Raw genomic sequence first — 21,938 nt, 5'->3', positions numbered from 1 at the left:
TTCAGGGTTTATCTTGATCCCTGGGCCAGCTCAGGCTGAAACACGCCCCACCCAGGTTATTGCTCTTGCTGATCAGCGCCCGCCCGCCGTGCCAATAGATAATCCGCCGCACGATCGACAAGCCCAGGCCATGCCCGCCAGAAGCGCGGGTACGGCTGTCATCCAAGCGCAGGAACGGCGTGAAGATCCGCTCCCAGGCGCTTTCCGGCACACCAGGGCCGTCGTCTTCCACATCGATGCGACAGCGCACCTGCCCCACCTGATAACTGATCAACACCTGGCCTCTGGCGTGGCGCATGGCGTTACTCACCAGATTTTGCAGGGCACGGTGCAAGTAGCGCGGTTCAGCGTCGACCCAGGCGTCATCCCAATGTGCCGAAGACAGGCAAATACCCCGAGTGACGGTGACCTGCGGGCGCAATGGCGATAATTCGCCAATCACCTGATCGAGCAATGCATCAAGGTCTACGCGCTGGAAATTCAGCTCCGGCGCACCCTGTTCCAAGCGCGCATAAGTGAGCATCTCGTCCACCAGGCCATCGAGGTCCTGGATATCGCCATCCATGCCTTCCAGGTATTTGCGCCGCGCCTCGGGCGTGGCGGCGTCACCGATCATCTCCAGGCCAAAACGCAGGCGCGCGACGGGTGTGCGCAACTCGTGGGAGACCGCGCGCACCAGCTCACGCTGAATCGCCAGCAATTGCTGCAGGTGCTCGGCCATGCCATTGAAAGCTGCCGCCAGCCGCCCGACCGAGTCTGCACCGCGCGCGGGTACGCGCACTTCCAGGTTGCCCTTGGCGATACGCGTAGCCGCCGCCTCAAGGCCTTTGAGCCGACGCTCAAGTTGACGCACCAGCAGATAGACGATCAAGCCGATCAGGGTCAGGCCGATCAAGGTGATCAGGATCAGCCATTGCGCCGGGTACGGGTTCATCTGGTACAGCGGGCCGATCTCCAGTACCCACGGGGTGCCGACCATGCCGGCAAACACGCGAATCGAATCGCCGCCCTTGCCCAGCGCCATCACCGTATCGCCCTCCGCCACGCGACGACGCTGGTCGTCGTCCATGTCGGCCTGGTCAAGGGCCATCAGGTGCATTTCAAAACCAAAACCCTTGGCGTGTTTGATGTCGGCCAGGCGCTGGGGCTGTTCGGCCACCGGGAAACGCACCAGTTCGTCGGCCAGCAGGTAAATAGTCGCACGGGCCAATTGCTCGCTGATCTGCTGCACTTCGCCCGTGAGCACCAATTGCTCTTGCTCGCTGACTAACCGCAGCACTCGCGCCGCATGAGGCCCGGTCTGCTCAACCAGGACCTGGCCGCGTTGCAGGCGGTTGCGCTGGCCCAGGTCCAATTGCGCATCGGTGAACGTGCGCAGCTCTAGCGGGATGCCCAGCAAGCGCTCCCACACCGCCAAGGCGCGCTGCCGTTCAATGGTGCTCATGGGTTGCAGGTTATCGCCCATCAACGCAAAGGTGCCGTGGGCCAGGCGCTCACGGTACTGGCCGCTGCGCACGTCATTAAGCAGGTGCAGTGCCAGAGCGCCGAGCAACGCCACCAGGATCAGCGCCGCGCACATGCCGCCGTAGATGCGCAGGAAGATCGAGTTCACAGCGGCATATCGGCAGCGGCTTCGGGGACGAACAGGTAGCCTTTGCTGCGGATGGTCTTGATCAGGCGTGGGTGGAGCGGATCGTCGCCGATCTTTGGCCGAATGCGCGAGATACGCACGTCAATGGAGCGATCCTGGCCGTCATAGCCGATACCACGCAGCGCTATGAAGATTTCTTCGCGGGACAGGATGCGCCCGGCGTTCGCAACCAGCAGCCACAGCAAGTCGAATTCAGCGCTGGTCAGTTCGATGCTGCTCTCATGCAACCAGGCTTCGCGCAAGGCATTGTCCACCACCAGTGGGCCAAACTGCAGGCGGCGTTGATGTTCCATTGCGGGCGGCAACACCGGCTCGCTGCGGCGTAGCAGCGCCTGGATACGCGCCAGCAACAACCGCGGGCGCACGGGTTTGCACACGTAGTCGTCGGCGCCCATGTCGAGGCCCAGCACCTGGTCCATGTCGTCGGTGCGCGCGGTAAGCATCAGGATCACGCCGTCATAGCGCTCGCGCACTTTACGGCAGATGCTCAGGCCGTCTTCGCCGGGCAGCATCAGGTCGAGGATCACCAGGTCCGGCTGCTCGGCGATGATGCGCGCCGCGGCCTTGGCACCATCGCCTTCCACCGACACACGCAGGCCGTTGCTTTCCAGGTACTCACGGGTCAACTCGGCGAGTCGCTCGTCGTCCTCGACGATCAGTATCTGCCAGGCTTCTTGCTCCATGCGCTACCTCGGTTCTCTATTGTAGGAGCGAGCTTGCTCGCGAAGAACGCAAGGGCACCGCGGTTATCCGGGTTTACCGCATTATCGTTGACGATTTTCGCGAGCGAGCTCGCTCCTACAGTTGTCATATGGAGCAAGCACGCTATCGCCCAGATCAAGGCCGATTGTAGCCATGCACCGGCCCTTGAACACAAGCCGGGAAATCCATTCGGTCATGGCGATTTTTTGTGGTAGGGTTCGCGCCCTCAAAATTCCCGCCGGCAGTTTCTACCCGGGAATATTCGGTGACAAACGGTGTAATCCAGTAGTAATGCGGCCTACACGGGTGTTCCATGATTCATACACATTTTACCCACAGCGTTATCCACAGGTAGTGCGTTGCTAAGCCCCCAAAAACGCATTATCTTGTACCTCGGCGCTAAAAAAACCCTACATGTAGGGTTTTCAGCGAAAAGACCAAACACAGATCAGACAAGAAACTCAAGCGCTTTCTTGCTCGCGTTTGGTTGAACCAAAGCATTTTTTGAAAGCCCAAACCGCGCACGCGGATGGCGGCCGTTTTCCAACCCGATTGGCAGAAAACGGTACGGGTGTTGCAGGGCTTGAATGGGGCCACTGTCACCCACCAGGAATACGGCGAAGGGCTCCCCGGCCCCGAACCAAAGACTTCGGCATGGAAGCGGCGCGATGAGCTCCCTTCCTCCTGTCCCGAAGTTGTTATGCCAGGCCCAGGCCTGCTGTAAGTGCTTCAGGACGGAACGGTGGGCACCGTGATGGTGCCCAAATAAATATAGAATGTGGAGACACCCCCTCATGCAAACCGACACAACTCGCGAGAACCCGCAGGGCTCCGTGCCGCAGGCCGCTGATTCGAACCTGGATCTGTCCGCCACTGCACCTGGCCAACTGCGCGTGATCAAGCGTAACGGCACTGTCGTTCCTTATACCGATGACAAAATCACCGTCGCCATCACCAAAGCGTTTCTTGCAGTTGAAGGCGGCACCGCTGCCGCTTCGTCACGCATCCACGACACCGTTGCACGCCTGACCGAACAGGTCACCGCGACCTTCAAGCGTCGCATGCCATCGGGCGGCACTATCCATATCGAAGAAATCCAGGACCAGGTAGAACTGGCCCTGATGCGTGCCGGCGAGCAAAAAGTGGCCCGCGACTACGTGATCTACCGTGACTCGCGCGCCAAGGAGCGTGCAGTACGTTCTCCGGCCGAAGAAGCCGCCGTACAAGCGCACCCGTCGATCCGCATCACCCTGGCCGACGGCAGCTTCGCACCGCTGGACCTGGGCCGCCTGAACACCATCATCACCGAGGCCTGCGAAGGCCTGGAAGAAGTCGATGGTGACCTGATCCAGCGCGAAACCCTGAAGAACCTGTACGACGGCGTGGCCCTGACCGACGTCAACACCGCCCTGGTGATGACCGCCCGTACCCTGGTCGAGCGTGAGCCGAACTACTCGTTCGTGACCGCCCGCCTGCTGATGGACACCCTGCGTGCCGAAGGCCTGGGCTTCCTGAAAGTCGCCGACAGCGCCACTCACCACGAGATGGCCGACCTGTACGCCAAGGCCCTGCCGGCCTACATCGCCAAAGGTATCGAATTCGAATTGCTGAACCCGATCCTGGCCACCTTCGACCTGGAAAAACTCGGCAAGGCGATCAACCACGAGCGTGACCAGCAGTTCACCTACCTGGGCCTGCAAACCCTGTACGACCGTTACTTCATCCACAAGGACGGCATCCGCTTCGAACTGCCGCAAGTGTTCTTCATGCGCGTGGCCATGGGCCTGGCGATCGAAGAGAAGAACAAAGAAGACCGTGCGATCGAGTTCTACAACCTGCTGTCGTCCTTCGACTACATGTCGTCGACCCCGACCCTGTTCAACGCCGGCACCCTGCGTCCACAGCTGTCGAGCTGCTACCTGACCACCGTGCCGGATGACCTGTCGGGCATCTACCACGCGATCCACGACAACGCCATGTTGTCCAAATTCGCCGGTGGCCTGGGCAACGACTGGACCCCAGTGCGTGCACTGGGCTCGTACATCAAGGGCACCAACGGCAAGTCCCAGGGCGTCGTACCGTTCCTGAAAGTGGTGAACGACACCGCCGTTGCCGTGAACCAGGGTGGCAAGCGCAAAGGCGCTGTATGTGCCTACCTGGAAACCTGGCACATGGACATTGAAGAGTTCATCGAGCTGCGCAAGAACACCGGTGATGACCGTCGTCGTACCCACGACATGAACACCGCCAACTGGATCCCTGACCTGTTCATGAAGCGCGTCTTCGATGACGGCAAGTGGACCCTGTTCTCGCCATCCGAAGTGCCGGACCTGCACGACCTGACCGGCAAGGCCTTCGAAGAGCGCTACGAGTACTACGAAGCCCTCACCGAGTACCCAGGCAAGGTCAAGCTGTTCAAGACCATCCAGGCCAAAGACCTGTGGCGCAAAATGCTGTCCATGCTGTTCGAAACCGGCCACCCATGGTTGACCTTCAAGGACCCATGCAACCTGCGCAGCCCGCAGCAGCACGTGGGCGTGGTCCACAGCTCGAACCTGTGCACCGAGATCACCTTGAACACCAACAAGGACGAGATCGCCGTTTGCAACCTGGGCTCGATCAACCTGCCGAACCACATCGTCAACGGCAAGCTGGACACCGCCAAGCTGGAGCGTACCGTCAACACCGCCGTACGCATGCTCGATAACGTCATCGACATCAACTACTACTCGGTGCCACAGGCGCAGAACTCCAACTTCAAGCACCGTCCGGTTGGCCTGGGGATCATGGGCTTCCAGGACGCGTTGTACCTGCAGCACATCCCTTACGGTTCCGATGCAGCGGTCGAGTTCGCCGACAAGTCCATGGAAGCGGTCAGCTACTACGCGATCCAGGCTTCCTGCGACCTGGCCGACGAGCGCGGCGCCTACGAGACGTTCCAGGGTTCGCTGTGGTCCAAGGGCATCCTGCCGCTGGATTCGCAACAGATCCTGATCGAAGCCCGTGGCCAGAAGTACATCGACGTCGACCTGAACGAAACCCTGGACTGGGCCCCGGTACGTGCCCGTGTGCAGAAGGGTATTCGTAACTCCAACATCATGGCCATCGCACCGACCGCCACCATCGCCAACATCACTGGCGTGTCGCAGTCGATCGAACCGACCTACCAGAACCTGTATGTGAAATCGAACCTGTCGGGCGAATTCACCGTGATCAACCCGTACCTGGTTCGCGATCTGAAGGCCCGTGGCCTGTGGGACTCGGTCATGATCAACGACCTGAAGTACTACGACGGTTCCGTGCAGCAGATCGAGCGCATCCCGCAAGAACTCAAAGAGCTCTACGCGACCGCCTTCGAAGTGGACACCAAGTGGATCGTTGACGCCGCCAGCCGTCGTCAGAAGTGGATCGACCAGGCCCAGTCCCTGAACCTGTACATCGCCGGCGCTTCGGGCAAGAAGCTGGACGTGACCTACCGCATGGCGTGGTACCGTGGCCTGAAAACCACTTACTACCTCCGTGCCCTGGCCGCCACCAGCACCGAGAAGTCGACCATCAACACCGGCAAGCTGAACGCAGTGTCCAGCGGCAACCACGGTGATGACTCGGTACTCGCAGCGCCAGCCGGCCCGGCGCCGGTGCCAAAGGCCTGCGCCATTGACGAGCCGGATTGCGAAGCTTGCCAATAGGGTTCATAAGTTTTAAAACGTATACATTCTAGAAGTTATATCCCTCTAACCCCAATGGAACTAAGGGGTTAGAGGGTTTACTTGTCGTATACCGCTACCTATACTCCCCGGCCAAACTAGCTCACAGGTCGGAAGCGTATACTTTGGTCAGCTATTCCCTCAGATCTTTCACCGCGTCAGACGACCTACCCATGGCAGTGCTCGTTGACCACGAAGGTCGTCCTCCCTTCCTTCCAAATGTGTATGCCACTCTCCGATATCGAGATGTGGGCTTCGCCGTAACCACCATTGAAAAAGTGCTCCGTACCCTGGGCATGGCGTACCTGTGGGCGACTACCTGGAAACTTGACCTTGACGCAGCGTTGCGCTCAGAAACGTTCCTCTCGGTCGAGCAATGCGAAGATCTAGCTTTCTTCCTTCGTATGGATCGGGGCGCGCAAGACCAACTGGTAGCAGAGTCTCTGCAAACTCGGCCTCGTAAAATTGTGCGACTGGAACAGGTACGCAGCGGGGGTGCCCCGAACGCACCCAGAACATTGATTTCCGCAGTGGAGGGTGGATACAGAATCCGCACAGTGGCGAACTTTCTGGAGTTCAATCATGAGCGCATTAACCCAAAGGCATCCGAGAAGCCAAGGAAAGACCTTTCAAAAGCACGAGAAAGGGCCATTGCCGCGTTGCGAGCTCAAGAGCCAAGGGCTGTGCCATCAGACGAGGGAGACGCTCCGGAAGGGCTTTTGGAAGAGCTTATGGATGCCATCGATGCCGCCTTCGAGCCGGGATCCGAGACCAACCCCTTTCAGTCGGACTTTCACCAATACCGAAATCACCTGATATACCGAATCTTCAACGATACGGCGATCAGACGCAGTGAGCTTCGGTACATCAGGGTGGAAGACATCAACCATGCTACCCGCCGCGTGAAAGTGCGGGTATCAAAAACCATTGCGAGAACGCTGCCAATAACCGAGCAGACAGCATACGAATTCCATCAATTCGTCATGAACCACTGGGCGAAAATCCCGGCGAAAGCGCGAAAACATGGCTACCTCTTCACGACCAGCAAAGGCGATCACCTTTCTGTAGAAGCAATTAACTTGGCGTTCAGAGAGCTCCGCCGCAAAAACAGCTTGCCCACAAGTATTGCTCCACATGCATTACGCCGGACTTGGAATGATCGTCTGAGCAGAAAGATTGACAGCCTTCCTCCTGAAGAGCGGATGAAGCCAGAAGAAGAAAAACAGGTCAGGAACCGCCTCAATGGCTGGTCGAAAAAGTCCAAAATGGAAGAGCGTTATGCCCGAAGGCACATCCGTGAAAAAGCGGACAAAATTGCCGAAGACTTGGCTAACGATCTGAATAAAAAGAAAGAAGATTCCTCTAAATGACCTACGCAAACAACGCCATTAATAATCAACCAGCATCGCCAAGTGCAAAAAATGGCAGAGTCGTTCTATTGGACGGTCGTATAATTGAAATTCAAATGGGCCAAATCCTGCGAATCAATGACCGCGACGGCAACTCGAATCCTATGCGCCTTGACAGTTTAAGGCCCGGCAACATATTGCACGAAAGCATATATGCCTCAATTAAAACGACCTTATCTACTCATAGCCTTTCTTACAATAGAACGATCCTGTATGCCATTAGAAATTGGTTCGAACTGCCAGAAATGGCTTCCAAAGATTATATTGATATCTCAGAAATAAATTCTCTAAACAAAGTCCCATTAAGTTATAGGGCCTTTGTAATACCTTTGCTTCGCCGTATTTCAGATCTTAGCTTGCCAGGATTGTCAGATTCGGTTCTCGACTTTCTTGAACATCCATATAAGTGGGAAGAAAAGAGCACCGGCGCCTACTTTGGTTTAATTACCAATGACCCCGAAAAGGGTGCGCTTACCGAGCAGGAAATTCACAACGTTCATCATGAGCTCAATCGGGCGTATTCAAACGGGACAATCAGTCAAGCCGACTACACCATTTGTTGGTTCTTTATTGGAACAGGCGTTAGGCCGTCTCAAGCCCATAGGATGAACAAGAAAGATGTCATCATCCACAGCAAGAGCGGTATGGAGGTGACACTAAAGGTTCCATTAGCCAAAGGAGAAATGACTGCGTCTCTAGAACATTGGTTGCGTCGAGCACCTACGGTGCTCGCGGAGTGTTTGATTAGCTACCTAGACAAGCATCCGCCAGCGAACCTGGCTGGCATTGACGATCCGTTATTCGATGAGCTTTCCTCTCAAGCTCTGGGGCATCGTATGAGCTCAGTTATTCGAAAGCTGGATACATACTCAGAGCGCCTCGGAACCAAGATCGCAATCACCCCATATCGCTTTAGGTACACCCTTGCCACCAGGGCTCTGGCCCAAGGGGCTTCGGACTATGAAGTGGCGCGTTTGCTCACCCACCGAAGTACCTCATGTATCCAATACTACCGGGCATCCATGCCTGAGCTCCAAATGCCTATCCGAGAGGCGCTGGGCAAAGAAATGGGATACTTCGCACGGGCATTTCAAGGCAAGCCTATTTCAGGGCTGCACGAAGCGACCAGGGCCGGGGATCCTGACGCCGTTATCACGGACTTCATGAGGCTGATGGGAATGCCTGTTGGTGCATGTGGAACCCGCGCCGAATGCCACCAGAACGCTCCCGTCGCCTGCCTAGCTGGGTGCGCCCATTTCGAGCCTTTGCTGAGTGCACCCTGGGAAACCTTGATGTCATCTCTGGTAGCGGATCAAGAGGTCGAAACGGAGCCGAGGATCCGCCAGATCAATCACAGTGCAATGTCTGCGATTCAACAAATCATCACGATCCGCGACACATCAGAAGAAGTAATTTAAATGGGCGAAATCGTACATTTTGTTGGCAGAGACGCACTGAGTTCCCGAGAGAATCTGGAGCTATTCATTTCGCACGCCAAAGCAAACTTTCCTTTTACTAATATCGATTGGGAAAGTAATAGCTGGGACATCACTACTTTTAACATTGGGAGAGCGCAGGGAAAACTGAAGAAAGTTGCGCACTTCAAGTCAATGCGAGACGAATCTAGAAGCCGGTCAATCGTTCAAGTTCCTTTTGAAAAGGACTTCCTGTGCTTTGCAAAGGCGACATTCAGTGAGGTGATGCGCCGATTGCGTCTCGCTGAATTCAAACGGCACCTATACGCGCTCCAAGCCATTGAACAGGCACTGATTGACTCCAAACTCAGACCATGCGTTACCCAGCTAACTCCTTTCGTACTTGATAAGGCCTGTGATTTATTGACAGCTAGGTTCACTGACTCTTGGACTACGGCAAGGGTTCTGGAAAGGATCGTGACAGAGGTGGTTAACCCCGCACGACTTACACCAAGTCTATTGGAGTGGCGAAGCCCGATCCAATACAAGGCCCCGGTCAGAAACGACAGGATTGCTACCAAAGAATCCGATAAAGCTGTGGCAAGACTTCCGTCTCTAGAATCGATCCTGGCACTGGCAGAAATCCATCACACCAGCACCAACGTGTCAGATAAGCTGACAACTGCTTTTGTGTCTCTTGCCATGTATGCCCCGAGCCGGTCAGCTGAAATTTTAAGCCTTCCAGTAGACTGTCTCCGTTCAGCAGATACAAAAGACGGCCCTATTATGGGCATTGCATGGGCTCCAGCAAAAGGCGCAGGGGCGATGACCAAGTTCGCTGCCTCCGATGAGTTTGAGGCTGTGGTGAAAGAGACCGTCAGATACTTGATTGAACTTGGAGCTCCAGCACGCACCGCCGCAGCCTGGTATGCAAAAAACCCTAACGACATCTACCTTCCGCCTGACCTAGAGCACCTTCGTGGGCTGCCGATAACATTACTTGAGGCAGCAAAAATCCTCGGAAAAGAAACGGCTATCCATAGCAGCAAGGCAAAGAATTATGGACTCATAAAGACGGGCGAGATAACCCATGACCAGTCGCGATTGGAAGAAGGACTCAAATCTGGAAGTGCACCACTCTACGAGTTCAAATCGTTGGAAAAGTTTGCGCTCGGAAAGCTCCCTGCCGCCTTTCCGATCCTTGATGGGCATACCGGGCTAAAGTGGCACGAAGCACTATTCATGTTTCCAGAGAACATCCTCAGGCCAAACGCTGAGCCGCTGCTGTACGTCCCCTCATCGTTGTCGACCAATCAGTTCAATAATCAGCTAGGAGCCAATCCTGGCGGCGTTACGACGTTCAGTCGGAATAACAAGGTGAACCCCGACGGGAGCACTATCAGCATTACCACGCACGACTTCCGCCACTTGCTGAATACCCTCGCCCAAAGCAAGCACCTCAGTGAGTCTCTCATTGCTTTTTGGTCTGGTCGCAAAAACGTAAAACAGAACGAATGGTACGACCACCTGCCTCAAGAGGCCTTCATTGAGGCCTATCTGAAGCTTGGGGCCAAACAGCGGCCACTCCAGGTCGAGGGGCATCTGGAAGCCAAAGTGAATTCGATTGCAATTGCTCACGGCCTCACCCGAGAGCAGGCGCTTAAGCTGGAGCTAGGAGCGACTCACCGCACCCGCTACGGCATTTGCCGTCATGATCACGCACTCACCCCATGCCCCAAGGATAAGGACTGCGTGAGCTGTGGAGAGCACACGTTTGTGAAGGGCGACAAACGCCATCACGACGAGGCCGAGTTCCAATTCAAGCTCCACGAAAAAGCTGTCGCGGATGCTGAAGCGGCTTACGAACGTGGTGAGCCAGGCGCATCAAGGTGGCTGAAGCTTCACCAGCCTAAACTCGAACGATGGCGCCTTGTTCTGACCAAGCTGAACGATCCAACCATTGCTGATGGAACGTTTATCACATTGCCACCTCCTGACAACTCGCAGTCAAAGGCTGGGCTGGCCCAAGCCGTGAGGATCGTTAATCTAGACGCAAAAGCGCCAAAGAAATCTGAGGCAGAAGTCGATGACGATGTGGACGCCGACGAGAAGTTGCTACTGGACATGGGGTTTTTCTAAATGGGTGCGCCAAAGCTAAATGACGCCGGGATCGACAAGGCTGTACGCCTGCTGGACGGCTGGGTCGGGCTACTTACTTGGGATCGCTATCTAGCCATGCTAGAGGTAGAAATCGGCCACAAGTACACCAAGGCTGCGATGCTCCGGCAGCCACGCATCAAATCTGCCTGGGATCATGCCAAAGAGCACGCCAAGGATGACAACGGCGTAGTAAGGGTTTCTCGAAGCGCGGTTGAGACGGATAAGGCCCTGGAACGCGTCAGGCTTCTAGAGGCCCGCGTAGAGCGCCTGACACGTGAAAACAATGCTCTTCTGGAGCAGTTTGTTCGGTGGAGCCACAACGCTGTCAGGGGAGGTCTCACCTTGGATGACCTCGACCGCCCGTTGCCATATGCCAAGCCAAAAGAAATCCGGTAGACAGCAGGATGGCGTGTCGGAGCTACACCTCTAGAATGATGGTGGGCCCTAACGGTTCTACCGAAGCATTGATTTGGACGACGACGTCGAATGACGCGTCGTTGTCGGCCAGAACCCTTCTGAACACGCCCTGAATGTGCGCTTTAATCTCATCACGCTTGGCCGCAGCGTCTTGCCCGTTTACCTCTAAACTCACAGAAAAAGATGAGGTAGTCGGATCGGGCATACGCCACCCATCGACCGAAAGATCAAGGAGCTTCAATCTGACACTCGCCGCAAGGGAAACGGCGGCCTCGCTTCCATCCACTGGTCGGATCTTGTAGGCAAGGTGAAAGCGTTGGGTTGTCATAGTCTCGTCGCTACTCTTTGATTTACGTCGTGAGCTTACCCCAAGCCTAGATGCCCCCAATGCCCCCCAATGCCCCCAATGCCCATGGTTAACGATAGATTGGCTCTGCTGGCAAGAGAGAATTCGGAAAGATCAGCCTGAATGATGAAAATTTTCGAGGTCATAATCTGAATTTTTTAGCGTATACTTTCGCCACCAAAAGCAGCTCAAAAACTGCAAATGTATACGTTTTCACGATTGAGCAATGGCAAAAAATCTGCAAAACCCTTATGAGTACGGCGCGAAACCGATGTATACGCTCCCATACATAACGCTTTTGTCAGTAAGCTGAACCTGCCCTGGGTTTAACCACCCGAGGCAGAAAAGCCCCCGATACACCTAGGGTGTATCGGGGGCTTTTTCTTGGGCGGGCATAAAGCCCTTGTTGCGGTATTGCTGTTCGGTCAATACCTGGATGGACAGCGTGAAGCAGATGCAAATGTGGGAGGGGGCTTGCTCCCGATAGGGTGTCAGTCAATGGATACTTGGCTGATTCACCGCTATCGGGGGCAAGCCCCCTCCCACATTTTAAAGCGCTAACCTATCAGGTCATCTGAATGATGGTCTGCATGATGGTGCTTTGGGTGGAGATGGTCTTGGCGTTCGCCTGGTAGTTGCTCTGGGCCTTGATCAGGTCCACCAGCTCGTTGGTCAAGTTGACGTTGGAGTTCTCCAGGGAACTGGCCTTGATCGACCCCAGAGTGCCAGATTCCGGTGCGTCGTAGCCCGGCTGGCCCGACGCGAAGGTCTCTTTCCAGGTCGTACCGCCGGCGGGCTGCAGGCCCTGCTCGTTGTTGAAGCTGGCCAGGGAAATCTGGCCGATGGCCTTGCTCTGCTGGTTACTGAAGGTGGCGAAGAGCACGCCGCTGCCATCGATCTTCAGGCCGGTGATCTGGCCGGTGGCGTAACCATCTGTGACCGGCGGGTTACGGTAGCTGGCCGAGTTGTACTGGGTGACGGTGCCCATGTTGATGGCGATGCCATCCTTGTTAGCCGTCGCATCGTTAGCTTTCCATACTCCATCGGTCACCGTGCCAGGTACCCAATCCTTGATGGTCAAGGTGTTACCGGCAACACCGCCGGTCACGATGCTCTTGAGGTTACCAGCACCATCGAAGCTCAACGTCGACGGCACAGGCGCCTTCACGTCAGCACCGGTACCGGTAGGAGCCGAACCATCAGGATTGCGGCCATCGATCAAGGTGTAGGCCTGCCACTGGTTGGCATCGGTTTTGACCAAGTACTGCACCATCGGGTGCGCATTGCCCTGGGAGTCGTACAAGGTGGTGCTGTATTGCGTGGTGAAGCTTTCGGACTTGGTTGGATCAAACGGGTTCTTGGACTGATCGATCACCGGCGACGAGGAGTTCAGGTTGCTGGAAGAGTCCACCTTGGTAGACGCCTTCGGCGGCAGGTTCGCCAGGTTCAGCTGCAGGTCAACCAGGCCGCCTTTGGTGATTTTGCCATTCTCGTCCGCGGCATAGCCTTGCAGGCGCGAGGTGCCGGTATTGTTGGTGATATAGCCGTCTTTGTCCGCACGGAAAGCACCGCTACGGGTGTATTCCAGCGAACCGTCGCTGCCCTTCTGCACGAAGAAGCCACCACCCTGGATCGCCATGTCGAGGATGCCGCCACTCCCGTTGACGTCGCCCTGGGTGAACTGCTGGGACACCGCCGCCAGGTTCACACCGTTGCCGATGCTGTTCTGGCCGGTGCCCAGCTTGGAGGCCGCGTAGATATCCGCGAATTCCGCACGGGATGACTTGAAGCCAGTGGTCGCGACGTTGGCGATGTTGTTGCCGGTCACGTCCAGTTGTTTGTTGGCCGCATAGAGGCCGCTAAGGCCGATGTTAAAAGACATGTTTCTCTCCTCTGCCGTATTTAGCCGGCTCTATGTACCGATAGTCTGAATTTGCGACAGCTTGACGCTGCCCATGCCGCCTGCAAGGTTGAGCAGCATTTCGCCGCCGGTCTTGCTCAGGGTCACGCTGGTGACCGTGGCTGGTAGCGAGGTGGTCAGGGCCACCGCGTCACCTTTGTCGTTCTTGGTGGAGGCATTGAAGGTGTAGGTGCCGGCTGGGGCGACCTCACCCTTGTCGTTCTTGCCGTCCCAGATAAAGCTCTGGCTGCCGGCACTCTGCGCGCCCATATCCACGGTGCGTACGACGTTGCCGTCCTTGTCGGTGATCTTGACGGACACGTTGCCCACCGCCGATGGCACCGCCACTGAACCGTTCATGCTCTTGCTGGTATCCACCATGGCTTTGTCGGTCTGGATAATGATCGACCGCCCCACCAGCGACGAAGCCTGCAGCGCTTGAGAAGAGCTGAAGTTGCTGGAGATGTTGTTCACCGAGTCGTTCAGGGTGTTGATGCCTTCCAGGCTGCTGAACTGGGCAAGCTGGGCCACGAACGCGCCGTTGTCCTGGGGCGACAGCGGGTTCTGGTTTTTCAGCTGGGTCACCAGCAACTGCAGGAATGCGTCCTTGCCCAGCGCCTGGTTACCCGTGGCCGCTTTGGAAACATTCGAGACATTGTTCGACGCGTCCTTGACCTTGGAGTTGAACAGGTCCTGGACAGCCGTGTTGTTTGACGTATCAACGATGGCCATTATTTGGCGCCCCTTATCACTGACCCAGGGTCAGGACCTTCTGCATCATGGTTTTGGCGGTGTTCATCATTTCCGCGTTGGTCTGGAACGAGCGGCTGGCGGAAATCATGTCAGCCATTTCCTCGACCACGTTGACGTTGGGGTAGTAGACGTAACCCTTTTCGTTCGCGGCAGGATGGTTGGGCTCGTAACGGGCCTCCAGGTTGCTCTGGTCTTCGACCACGCCCAACACCTGCACGCCGGAGCCGGCTGCGTCCTGATTCTGGAACAGCGACTCGCTGCCGCCTGCCTGGCCACCCTGGAACATGGTGGCGAATACCGGATGGCGGGCGCGATAGGTCTGGTCAATGCTCGAGGAGACGGTCTCGGCGTTGGCGATGTTACTGGCGACGGTGTTCAAACGCGTGGTCTGCGCGCTCATGCCACTGCCGGCAATATTGAAAACACTGGACAGGGACATGGCTTACTCTCCGCGCAGGGCTGACATCAGCCCTTTGAATTTGCTGTTGAGCAGGGTGAAGCTGGCTTGGAAGTTCACCGAGTTTTCGGCGTAGTTCGATTGCTCCAGCTGGGCGTCAACGGTGTTCTGGTCGATCGACGGCTGCATCGGCGTGCGATACAGCAGCGACTCGTCACCATTGCCCAGGCCTTGCGCTTCGATATGACGGCTATTGGTCATGTTCAAGGCGAAGGTGCCGTTCTTGGTCTTGTCCTGTTGTGCGGCGAGCACGGCGGAGAAGTCCAGGTCCCGAGCTTTGTAGTTCGGGGTGTCGGCGTTGGCGATGTTGTTGGCCAGGACTTCGGCACGCTGGGCGCGGAAGCCCAGGGCTTGTTCGTGGATACCGAGCGCTTTATCGAAGCTGATGCTCATGGCGGAAACCTTTAGGCTGACCTGCTGTTCGTTAGCAGGGTTATAGCAAGGTGTATGCCAAACTTGCGAGAGCCCCGTATATCAAGGGTTTCGAAGGGAGTTGCCGGCGACTATGCCAGAAAAGCGGCAAGCGATTTCCGCGTAGTGCCAGTAAAGCGGCAATGGGCAGTTGCCGCTTTACGCCAGCTTGCCGAGAAAACAAATGTGGGAGCTGGCTTGCCTGCGATGGCGGAGTGCCTGCCGACCTATTCGTCGACTGACAAAACGCTATCGCGGGCAAGCCCGGCTCCCACAGTTTTATTGCATACACCCAGGCTACTTGGCCTGGTAGATGATCCCCGGGCTGCATTGCACCATTTGGAAGTGATCCGGCAGCCCATTGAGCGCCTCGGAAGCACCGAGGAACAGATAACCTCCGCGCTTGAGCGTGCCATGGATACGCAGCAGGATGTCTTTCTTCACTTCAGCGGAGAAATAGATCAGCACATTGCGGCAGAACACCATGTCGAACTTGCCCAGGCTGGCGTAGCTGTCGAGCAGATTGAACGAGCGGAATTCGACGCGATTCTTGATCGGCGCCTTGATCGCCCAACGCCCCGCCCCTTTGGGATCGAAGTAACGTTGAAGGCGCTCCTGGGACAAGCCTCGGCCCAACGCCAGGCTGTCGTACTCACCGGTCTTGCAGTTGGTGAGCATAGTGCCGGACAAGTCCGTGGCCACAATTTGCGCGCCGGCTTTCAACTGGCCCATGTTGGTCCGCTCGAACTCGTCGATGGACATCGAGATCGAGTACGGCTCCTGCCCCGAGGAACAGGCCGCCGACCAGATACGCAGGCGCTGGCCCGGGCTGGCCTTGATGGCTTCCGGCAAGACTTTGTTCTTGAGCACTTCAAAGGGATAGGTATCGCGAAACCACAAGGTTTCGTTGGTAGTCATGGCATCGACCACCATTTCCTTGAGCCCACTGCGCGGCTGCCCCTGGATCCGCTGGACCAACTCACCCAGGGACTTGATGCCCTGCTGTTCCATCAGCTTGTTGAGACGGCTGGATACCAGGTACTGCTTGTTTTCACCGAGCAATATGCCACAGGCTTTTTCCAGGAAGACCCGGAACTGTTCGAAATCCAAATTACCCGTAGACAATGATGCCGCCTCTTAAATCGTGTGACCGCCAGGGGAAATCCCCTAGCCGTGATCTGCTGCCTTGATCCGGTCGACTACCCGGGATGCGAGGTCATCAGGACGGAACTTGGCCAGAAAGTCATCCGCACCGACCTTCTTGACCATTGCCTGATTGAATACCCCCGACAACGAAGTATGCAGGATGATATGCAACTTTTGCATGCGTGGATCGTTACGTATTTCGGCCGTGAGCGTGTAGCCATCCATTTCCGGCATCTCGATGTCAGAGATCATCATCAAGAATTCTTCTTCAGGCCTCTTGCCTTCGTCTGCCAGCTTGCGCAGGTAATCCAAGGCCTGGCGGCCATCATTGAGCGCTACCACCTCAACCCCGACCGTTTGCAGGCAACGCGTGACCTGCTTGCGCGCTACAGAAGAGTCATCCACGGTCAACACACGCAGCGAAACCGCCTTGTGTGCCGTTTCGGCATCCACCACCCCGACGGAAATGGTTTCCGAGGTGGGGGCCACTTCGGCGAGGATCTTCTCCACGTCGATGATTTCCACCAACTGGTTATCGACCCGCGTCACCGCCGTCAGGTAGTGATCGCGCCCCGTGCCCTTGGGCGGCGGATGGATTTCTTCCCAGTTCATATTGACGATGCGCTCCACCGATCGCACCAGGAAACCCTGGGTCTTGGTGTTGTATTCGGTGATGATCACGAAGGGGTTCTGGCGGTCTTGCAAACCCGCGGCCCCCGTGGCCATGGCCAGGTCAAGAATCGGAATGGTCGCGCCACGGATGTTGGCCACGCCGCACACCACTGGACTGGACTTGGGCATGATCGTCAACTTGGGACATTGCAGCACTTCACGCACTTTAAACACGTTGATGCCATACAACTGTTTGCCATCCAGGCGGAAAAGCAACAACTCCAGGCGATTCTGCCCTACCAGCTGTGTGCGCTGGTTTACTGAATCCATTACACCTGCCATGCCCAGACTCCTAAATCCTAGGGGTACGACGCGTACCCAACACTAAACGGCACGAGCTTTGCTATTTACTGAGTATGGATATTAAAACGACAGTTTCCCGACACCCTGGCCGCTCACGCTACCGTAGACTGCTCTGCGCCGCGATGGCACTGCTTGTCTCGGGCCTGGGCGTCACGGCCCGTGCCGACAACGTCACCCTGCCTGATCTACTTATCGGCGTCACCCAAGGCTTTCTTGAGTTCACTGTAGAAGATTATCTGGCGACTACCCAGACGCCGGGGCGTTATGAAATTCAGGTCAACCAGTTGGACCCTCGCTTGCGCATGCCAATGTGCGACAAGGAATTGACAGCCACTCTGGAAAGCCCCGCCCAGCCCATCGGTCGTGTGACCGTAAAGGTACGCTGTGAGGGCGCCTCGCCCTGGACGGTTTTCGTACCAGCTCAGGTCAAGCTGTATCGCGATGTGGTGGTAGTGGCGCGACCGTTGAAGCGCACGGGCATCATCGGCTACGACGACGTGGCGTTGCGCGAGCGGGATATCAGCTTGATCAACCAGGGCTACCTGACGTCGCTGGACCAGGCCGTCGGGCAGAAACTCACGCGGCCAGTGGTCACCGACCAAGTCCTCACGCTGGTTCATCTGGAACAGGCCGAGGTGATTCGCAAGGGTGACCAGGTGGTAATTTCCGCCAGCAGCGGCGGCCTGAACGTCAGGATGCCGGGCGAGGCGCTGTCAAATGGCGGCATGAGCGAACAGATCCGCGTCAAGAACCTCAACTCCAATCGCGTGATCAAGGCGCGGGTCACGGCACCAGGCCAGGTCGAGGTGGCGCTATAGATGACTGGAATCAAATGCCAGCTTTTCCTACACTGTGTGCTGGATATTGAGCCGTACAGGTTTATTGTCAATCGAGCCTAAAGTTTGCCCGGGTATGGCCGAAAACATGGCAAGCGTCCAAATACCCAGAGGTTTTTCAACATGGTCATTGATTTCAGTCGTTTGAATAACGCCCCGGCTTTGCCCGGCAATACGCGCACCGGCGGTACCAAGGACAGCGTAGAGGCCAAGCAGCAGCCCTTGCCTGCCAAAGCAGAACAGGCCGCCGCCAGCCAGAGTGGGGAATCGGTACACCTGAGCAATGAGGCTCAACAGTTGCAGAAGGTTACTGACTCGCTGCGCGATCAACCCGTCGTCAATAAAGCCCGCGTGGCCGAGTTGAAACAGGCTATCGCCGATGGCAGCTATAAAGTCGACAGCAACCGTGTAGCCAGCAAGCTGCTCAACTTCGAAGCCGAGCGCTAGGCAAAAGCCTGCGCAGGGCTTTTGGACGCTTAAAACCCAAGGCCAGCCATGCACCACGACGAACATTTGCTCCAACTGATCATTGATGATCTGGCGCCGACGCAACAATTGCTCGAGCTGCTCAAGGAAGAATCACTGGCCTTGTACGGCCGGGATATGCCCTTGCTGGAAGAAATCCTGGCGCGCAAACAGTCGCTGATTGTCTTGCTCGAACAGCACGGCAAGAAACGCAGCGAGATTCTGATCAGCCTGGGCCTGCCCGCCGATCATGATGGCCTGGCACAACTGGCCAGCCACTCCTCAGTCGGCGATCAACTGCTGGCACAAAGCAAAGAACTCAATCATTTGCTCGCCCAGTGCCAGGAAGCCAACCTGCTCAACGGTCAGTCGATCCAGCTTCAGCAAGCCACCACCACCAATCAGTTGCGCATACTGCACGGCGGAGAACCTCCGGCCCTGTATAACGCCCAAGGCTCCACCTCACGCCTGATCAAACCAAGCACCCGCAGCCAAGCCTGACGCCGGTTTACAGCGCGACCTATTCAAGGCGCGCTACATACTGGCAAAATGCCGGTTCTTGCGTGTAGTCGTATTTTGCCTGGAGATGGAAGAACCGTGTTCAACGCCCTTAATGCGGAAGATGCACCGCAGCCACCCAAGGTGCTCACCACGCCTCTGGAAATCGCCAGCACGTTGCGGATGCTGCAAGAAAGCCATGACCCGCTGATCATCACTTTCCACGAACGTAGCCAGCGCTTCCAGAGCTACCTAGTGGACATCGACCGGGACAGCAAGACGCTGGTACTGGACGAAATGATTCCCCGCGACGGTGAACGCTATCTTGAGAATGGCGAAGCCTTCCGTATCGAAGGCTTCCATGAGGGCGTGCGGGTTGCCTGGGAAAGCAACGGCACCTTGACCATCAGCGAGAAAGGCGGCCACCGCATCTACAGCGGCAGCCTGCCCGGCGAAGTGGTTTACCACCAAAGACGCAATGCCTTCCGCGCCGCACTGAAACTCGCGCAATTGGTGGATATTCAGTTAGGTGGCGAGAAGCTCAAGGTGCCTGTCAGCGGTAAGCTGTTGGACATCTCGGCAACCGGCTGCAAATTGCGCTTTGAAGGCGACATCTCCGAGCGTCTGCAGTTAGGCCAGGTCTATGATCGCTTTATCGCTGCCCTGCCCTTCGGCAGCATGACCACCTCTGTGGAACTGCGCTATCTGCACTTCGAAGACAAGATCAACACCACCTTTGCCGGCGTGCGCTTTCATAACATGAGTGGCTTGGTGCAGCGACAAGTGGAACGCTTTGTCTACCAATTACAGCGTGAAGCTCGGCGCTTCGATAAAGACGACGATCTCTAAGCGTTAGACGCTGAGATAAAAAAACGGGCAGATCCTGATGGGATCTGCCCGTTTTTTCGTTCAGGGGCGTGCCCTGCTTAAGTCATGGGGATGTTCGTCCGGGTCTGGTGGCTCGTGCGGCTCTTCGCTCGTCGGCTCATCGGTTTCAGGGGCAGGCTCTGGATCGGGCACAGTGACTTGCATCTGATCCTGTACCACCTGCTCATCCACCCGCGGGTCAAGGGCAGCCACCAAAGGCGAACTGGACATGCTGTCGGGCATCGCCACGTGATGCAGCGGCGCGTCATCGACCTGATGCAGGTTGGTCACCGCCTTGGGGCGAATGCGCCACACCAGGATCAATGCACACAGGCTGAAAAACGCATAGAGCATCTGGCTGCCGAATAGCTTCATTACCACACCGGCCAACAGCGGCCCCACGCTGGCGCCGATCCCGTAGGTCACCAGCAACATGGCCGTCAGCGATACCCGACGATCGCCTTCCACATGGTCGTTGGAAAAGGCCACTGCCAAAGGGTAAAGGCAGAACTGCACCAGCGAACAGAAGAAGCCCGCCACGAACAACACTTCCAGCGGAACCTGCGTCATGATTGCCAACGGCAAGGCCGTCACCGCCAGGCACAAGGCGAAGCAGCGAATCAGCAGCGCGCGGTCATAGCGGTCCGACAACCAGCCCAGTGGCCACTGCACGACCAATCCAGCAAAAATGCAGCTCCCCATGAACAGGCCGACTTGCTCGGTCGTCAGGCCCTGCTGAGAGGCGTACAGCGGTGCCAAGCCGTAGAACGAACCGACGATCAACCCAGCGCCCAACACGGTGCTGAGCGACTGCGGCACGCGCTTGATAAAGAAGCGCGGCTCCATCGGGGCCGGGTGCAGTGGGGCCGGGTGAATGCGTCGAGTCATTGCCACCGGGACCAGGCACAGCGCAAAGCACAACGCCACGAGCATCAACAGCTCAAGCCCAAGATGGGGATGCATGACCAGGATCAGTTGGCCCAGCACCAACCCAAGGTAGGACGCAATCATGTAGCCGCTGAACACTACACCGCGCTGCTTGGCATCCGCCTGCTCGTTGAGCCAACTCTCGATGACCATGTACTGGCACATCATCCCCAGGCCCACGATCATCCGCAGCACGATCCAGGCTGGCAGCCAATCAATCAAACCGTGCCCCAGCACCGCTGCACCGACGATGCCCGCGCAGGTGGCGTAGGCGCGAATATGCCCGACCCGGGCGATGAGGCGGTGTCCGAGCTTGCCGCCCAGCACCAAGCCAAAATAGTTGGCGGCCATCAGCGCACCGACCCACAGGCTGTCGACATTGTCTGCTGCCAGACGCAAAGCCAGATAAGTACTAAGTAGGCCGGAGCCGATCAGCATCATCAAAGAGGCGAAATAAAGGGCTCGAAAAGATTTCCAGATCTGGCGCATCGGCGTTCCGAGCGGCTCCTTGCGGTGAGGGGTAGGGCTATCAGCATGATAGTCCGGGGCGGTTGGATCCGGACAGGCAGCAGGGCCTGTTCCCGGCGATTATTTTGTTTCACAGCTCAGACGCTACGTGGGTGTCTGCGAGGTACATAACCGTGGAGATAAATACATGGCGCACCACCTGTGAACCTTGATAACACGCAAGGTTCGACTGGTATTCGGGTATCTGTACAAAAGGTTTCAATGGAACGCTATGCAGGCTTTGGAAGTTGGCGTGCTTTTAGAGCGCCCAAAACAAAACCCCAACTGCTTTCGCAATTGGGGTTTCGGAATTTAATCTTGACGATGACCTACTCTCACATGGGGAAACCCCACACTACCATCGGCGATGCATCGTTTCACTGCTGAGT

The 21,938-nt window shown here is 56.7% G+C and carries 19 protein-coding genes; 9 read left to right on the top strand and 10 right to left on the bottom strand.

What is annotated here, in order from left to right:
- Position 1: 1 nt before the first annotated feature.
- Positions 2-1,612 carry an ATP-binding protein gene (locus tag GIW79_RS18910; protein WP_054922153.1) on the bottom strand — a complete coding sequence of 537 codons (1,611 nt, stop codon included), beginning with the start codon at positions 1,610-1,612 and terminating at the stop codon, positions 2-4.
- Entirely contained in the window at positions 1,609-2,334 is a 726-nt protein-coding gene (locus tag GIW79_RS18905) for a response regulator (RefSeq protein ID WP_034128451.1), read from the bottom strand. The genes GIW79_RS18910 and GIW79_RS18905 overlap by 4 nt, the downstream gene beginning before the upstream one ends.
- An 813-nt stretch (positions 2,335-3,147) precedes the next feature.
- Between GIW79_RS18905 and GIW79_RS18900 the strand changes: the two genes are divergently transcribed.
- From GIW79_RS18900 to GIW79_RS18880, 5 genes are all read left to right on the top strand, one after another.
- The gene (locus tag GIW79_RS18900) at positions 3,148-6,042 is read left to right on the top strand and encodes a ribonucleoside-diphosphate reductase subunit alpha (RefSeq protein ID WP_032879843.1); all 2,895 of its coding nucleotides are present in this window, start codon (positions 3,148-3,150) and stop codon (positions 6,040-6,042) included.
- A gap of 191 nt (positions 6,043-6,233) precedes the next feature.
- Positions 6,234-7,430 (top strand): tyrosine-type recombinase/integrase, encoded by a 1,197-nt coding sequence (locus GIW79_RS18895; RefSeq protein WP_236454051.1) that lies wholly within the window; start codon positions 6,234-6,236, stop codon positions 7,428-7,430.
- Positions 7,427-8,887, top strand: a complete 1,461-nt coding sequence (locus tag GIW79_RS18890) for a site-specific integrase (RefSeq protein ID WP_131672224.1) — start codon at positions 7,427-7,429, stop codon at positions 8,885-8,887. Before GIW79_RS18895 ends, GIW79_RS18890 begins: the two co-directional genes overlap by 4 nt.
- On the top strand, positions 8,888-11,023 hold the full coding sequence (locus GIW79_RS18885) for a hypothetical protein (RefSeq protein ID WP_131672225.1): 2,136 nt from the start codon (positions 8,888-8,890) through the stop codon (positions 11,021-11,023).
- On the top strand, positions 11,024-11,440 hold the full coding sequence (locus tag GIW79_RS18880) for a hypothetical protein (protein ID WP_131672226.1): 417 nt from the start codon (positions 11,024-11,026) through the stop codon (positions 11,438-11,440).
- 22 nt (positions 11,441-11,462) lie between these two features.
- On the opposite strand, the gene GIW79_RS18875 is transcribed toward GIW79_RS18880, so the two are convergent.
- The 7 genes from GIW79_RS18875 to GIW79_RS18845 form a co-directional block, all read right to left on the bottom strand.
- Positions 11,463-11,789: a hypothetical protein gene (locus tag GIW79_RS18875; RefSeq protein WP_131672227.1), complete on the bottom strand. Its 327-nt coding sequence runs from the start codon at positions 11,787-11,789 to the stop codon at positions 11,463-11,465.
- 583 nt (positions 11,790-12,372) lie between these two features.
- Complete coding sequence (flgE, locus tag GIW79_RS18870; protein WP_054922158.1) at positions 12,373-13,689, bottom strand: flagellar hook protein FlgE; 1,317 nt, start codon at positions 13,687-13,689, stop codon at positions 12,373-12,375.
- A 30-nt stretch (positions 13,690-13,719) separates the two neighbouring features.
- Positions 13,720-14,439 carry a flagellar hook assembly protein FlgD gene (flgD, locus tag GIW79_RS18865; RefSeq protein ID WP_034128455.1) on the bottom strand — a complete coding sequence of 240 codons (720 nt, stop codon included), beginning with the start codon at positions 14,437-14,439 and terminating at the stop codon, positions 13,720-13,722.
- A gap of 16 nt (positions 14,440-14,455) precedes the next feature.
- Complete coding sequence (flgC, locus tag GIW79_RS18860) at positions 14,456-14,899, bottom strand: flagellar basal body rod protein FlgC (protein WP_032895649.1); 444 nt, start codon at positions 14,897-14,899, stop codon at positions 14,456-14,458.
- A 3-nt stretch (positions 14,900-14,902) separates the two neighbouring features.
- On the bottom strand, positions 14,903-15,310 hold the full coding sequence (flgB, locus tag GIW79_RS18855; RefSeq protein ID WP_034120825.1) for a flagellar basal body rod protein FlgB: 408 nt from the start codon (positions 15,308-15,310) through the stop codon (positions 14,903-14,905).
- 315 nt (positions 15,311-15,625) lie between these two features.
- Positions 15,626-16,453 carry a protein-glutamate O-methyltransferase CheR gene (gene cheR / locus GIW79_RS18850; RefSeq protein ID WP_014719581.1) on the bottom strand — a complete coding sequence of 276 codons (828 nt, stop codon included), beginning with the start codon at positions 16,451-16,453 and terminating at the stop codon, positions 15,626-15,628.
- Positions 16,454-16,495: 42 nt separating this feature from the next.
- Complete coding sequence (locus tag GIW79_RS18845) at positions 16,496-17,428, bottom strand: chemotaxis protein CheV (protein ID WP_034128456.1); 933 nt, start codon at positions 17,426-17,428, stop codon at positions 16,496-16,498.
- A gap of 74 nt (positions 17,429-17,502) precedes the next feature.
- On the opposite strand from GIW79_RS18845, the gene flgA reads away from it, so the two are divergent.
- The 4 genes from flgA to GIW79_RS18825 all read left to right on the top strand — a co-directional run bounded on the left by flgA (position 17,503) and on the right by GIW79_RS18825 (position 20,097).
- The gene (flgA, locus tag GIW79_RS18840) at positions 17,503-18,267 is read left to right on the top strand and encodes a flagellar basal body P-ring formation chaperone FlgA (RefSeq protein WP_054922160.1); all 765 of its coding nucleotides are present in this window, start codon (positions 17,503-17,505) and stop codon (positions 18,265-18,267) included.
- 141 nt (positions 18,268-18,408) lie between these two features.
- Entirely contained in the window at positions 18,409-18,732 is a 324-nt protein-coding gene (flgM, locus tag GIW79_RS18835) for a flagellar biosynthesis anti-sigma factor FlgM (RefSeq protein WP_054922163.1), read from the top strand.
- A gap of 48 nt (positions 18,733-18,780) precedes the next feature.
- Entirely contained in the window at positions 18,781-19,251 is a 471-nt protein-coding gene (locus GIW79_RS18830; protein ID WP_236456247.1) for a flagella synthesis protein FlgN, read from the top strand.
- Between the two features lie 96 nt (positions 19,252-19,347).
- Positions 19,348-20,097 carry a flagellar brake protein gene (locus GIW79_RS18825; protein WP_054922165.1) on the top strand — a complete coding sequence of 250 codons (750 nt, stop codon included), beginning with the start codon at positions 19,348-19,350 and terminating at the stop codon, positions 20,095-20,097.
- A gap of 60 nt (positions 20,098-20,157) precedes the next feature.
- Here GIW79_RS18825 and GIW79_RS18820 read toward each other — a convergent pair whose 3' ends face one another.
- Entirely contained in the window at positions 20,158-21,531 is a 1,374-nt protein-coding gene (locus tag GIW79_RS18820; RefSeq protein ID WP_054922167.1) for an MFS transporter, read from the bottom strand.
- Between the last annotated feature and the right edge of the window lie 407 nt (positions 21,532-21,938).

Source organism: Pseudomonas sp. PA-7-1E (assembly GCF_021605325.1).
GTDB lineage: Bacteria > Pseudomonadota > Gammaproteobacteria > Pseudomonadales > Pseudomonadaceae > Aquipseudomonas > Aquipseudomonas fluorescens_BV.
This window is presented reverse-complemented; position numbering and strand designations above follow the sequence as displayed.

Coding starts and splice junctions, on each gene's coding strand:
- GIW79_RS18875 (WP_131672227.1), bottom strand. CDS start 11,789: ATGACAACCCAACGCTTTCACCTTGCCTACAAGATCCGACCAGTGGAT.
- GIW79_RS18900 (WP_032879843.1), top strand. CDS start 3,148: ATGCAAACCGACACAACTCGCGAGAACCCGCAGGGCTCCGTGCCGCAG.
- GIW79_RS18895 (WP_236454051.1), top strand. CDS start 6,234: ATGGCAGTGCTCGTTGACCACGAAGGTCGTCCTCCCTTCCTTCCAAAT.
- flgB (WP_034120825.1), bottom strand. CDS start 15,310: ATGAGCATCAGCTTCGATAAAGCGCTCGGTATCCACGAACAAGCCCTG.
- flgM (WP_054922163.1), top strand. CDS start 18,409: ATGGTCATTGATTTCAGTCGTTTGAATAACGCCCCGGCTTTGCCCGGC.
- flgA (WP_054922160.1), top strand. CDS start 17,503: ATGGATATTAAAACGACAGTTTCCCGACACCCTGGCCGCTCACGCTAC.
- GIW79_RS18830 (WP_236456247.1), top strand. CDS start 18,781: ATGCACCACGACGAACATTTGCTCCAACTGATCATTGATGATCTGGCG.
- GIW79_RS18845 (WP_034128456.1), bottom strand. CDS start 17,428: ATGGCAGGTGTAATGGATTCAGTAAACCAGCGCACACAGCTGGTAGGG.
- flgC (WP_032895649.1), bottom strand. CDS start 14,899: ATGTCCCTGTCCAGTGTTTTCAATATTGCCGGCAGTGGCATGAGCGCG.
- flgE (WP_054922158.1), bottom strand. CDS start 13,689: ATGTCTTTTAACATCGGCCTTAGCGGCCTCTATGCGGCCAACAAACAA.
- GIW79_RS18890 (WP_131672224.1), top strand. CDS start 7,427: ATGACCTACGCAAACAACGCCATTAATAATCAACCAGCATCGCCAAGT.
- GIW79_RS18820 (WP_054922167.1), bottom strand. CDS start 21,531: ATGCGCCAGATCTGGAAATCTTTTCGAGCCCTTTATTTCGCCTCTTTG.
- GIW79_RS18885 (WP_131672225.1), top strand. CDS start 8,888: ATGGGCGAAATCGTACATTTTGTTGGCAGAGACGCACTGAGTTCCCGA.
- GIW79_RS18880 (WP_131672226.1), top strand. CDS start 11,024: ATGGGTGCGCCAAAGCTAAATGACGCCGGGATCGACAAGGCTGTACGC.
- flgD (WP_034128455.1), bottom strand. CDS start 14,439: ATGGCCATCGTTGATACGTCAAACAACACGGCTGTCCAGGACCTGTTC.
- GIW79_RS18905 (WP_034128451.1), bottom strand. CDS start 2,334: ATGGAGCAAGAAGCCTGGCAGATACTGATCGTCGAGGACGACGAGCGA.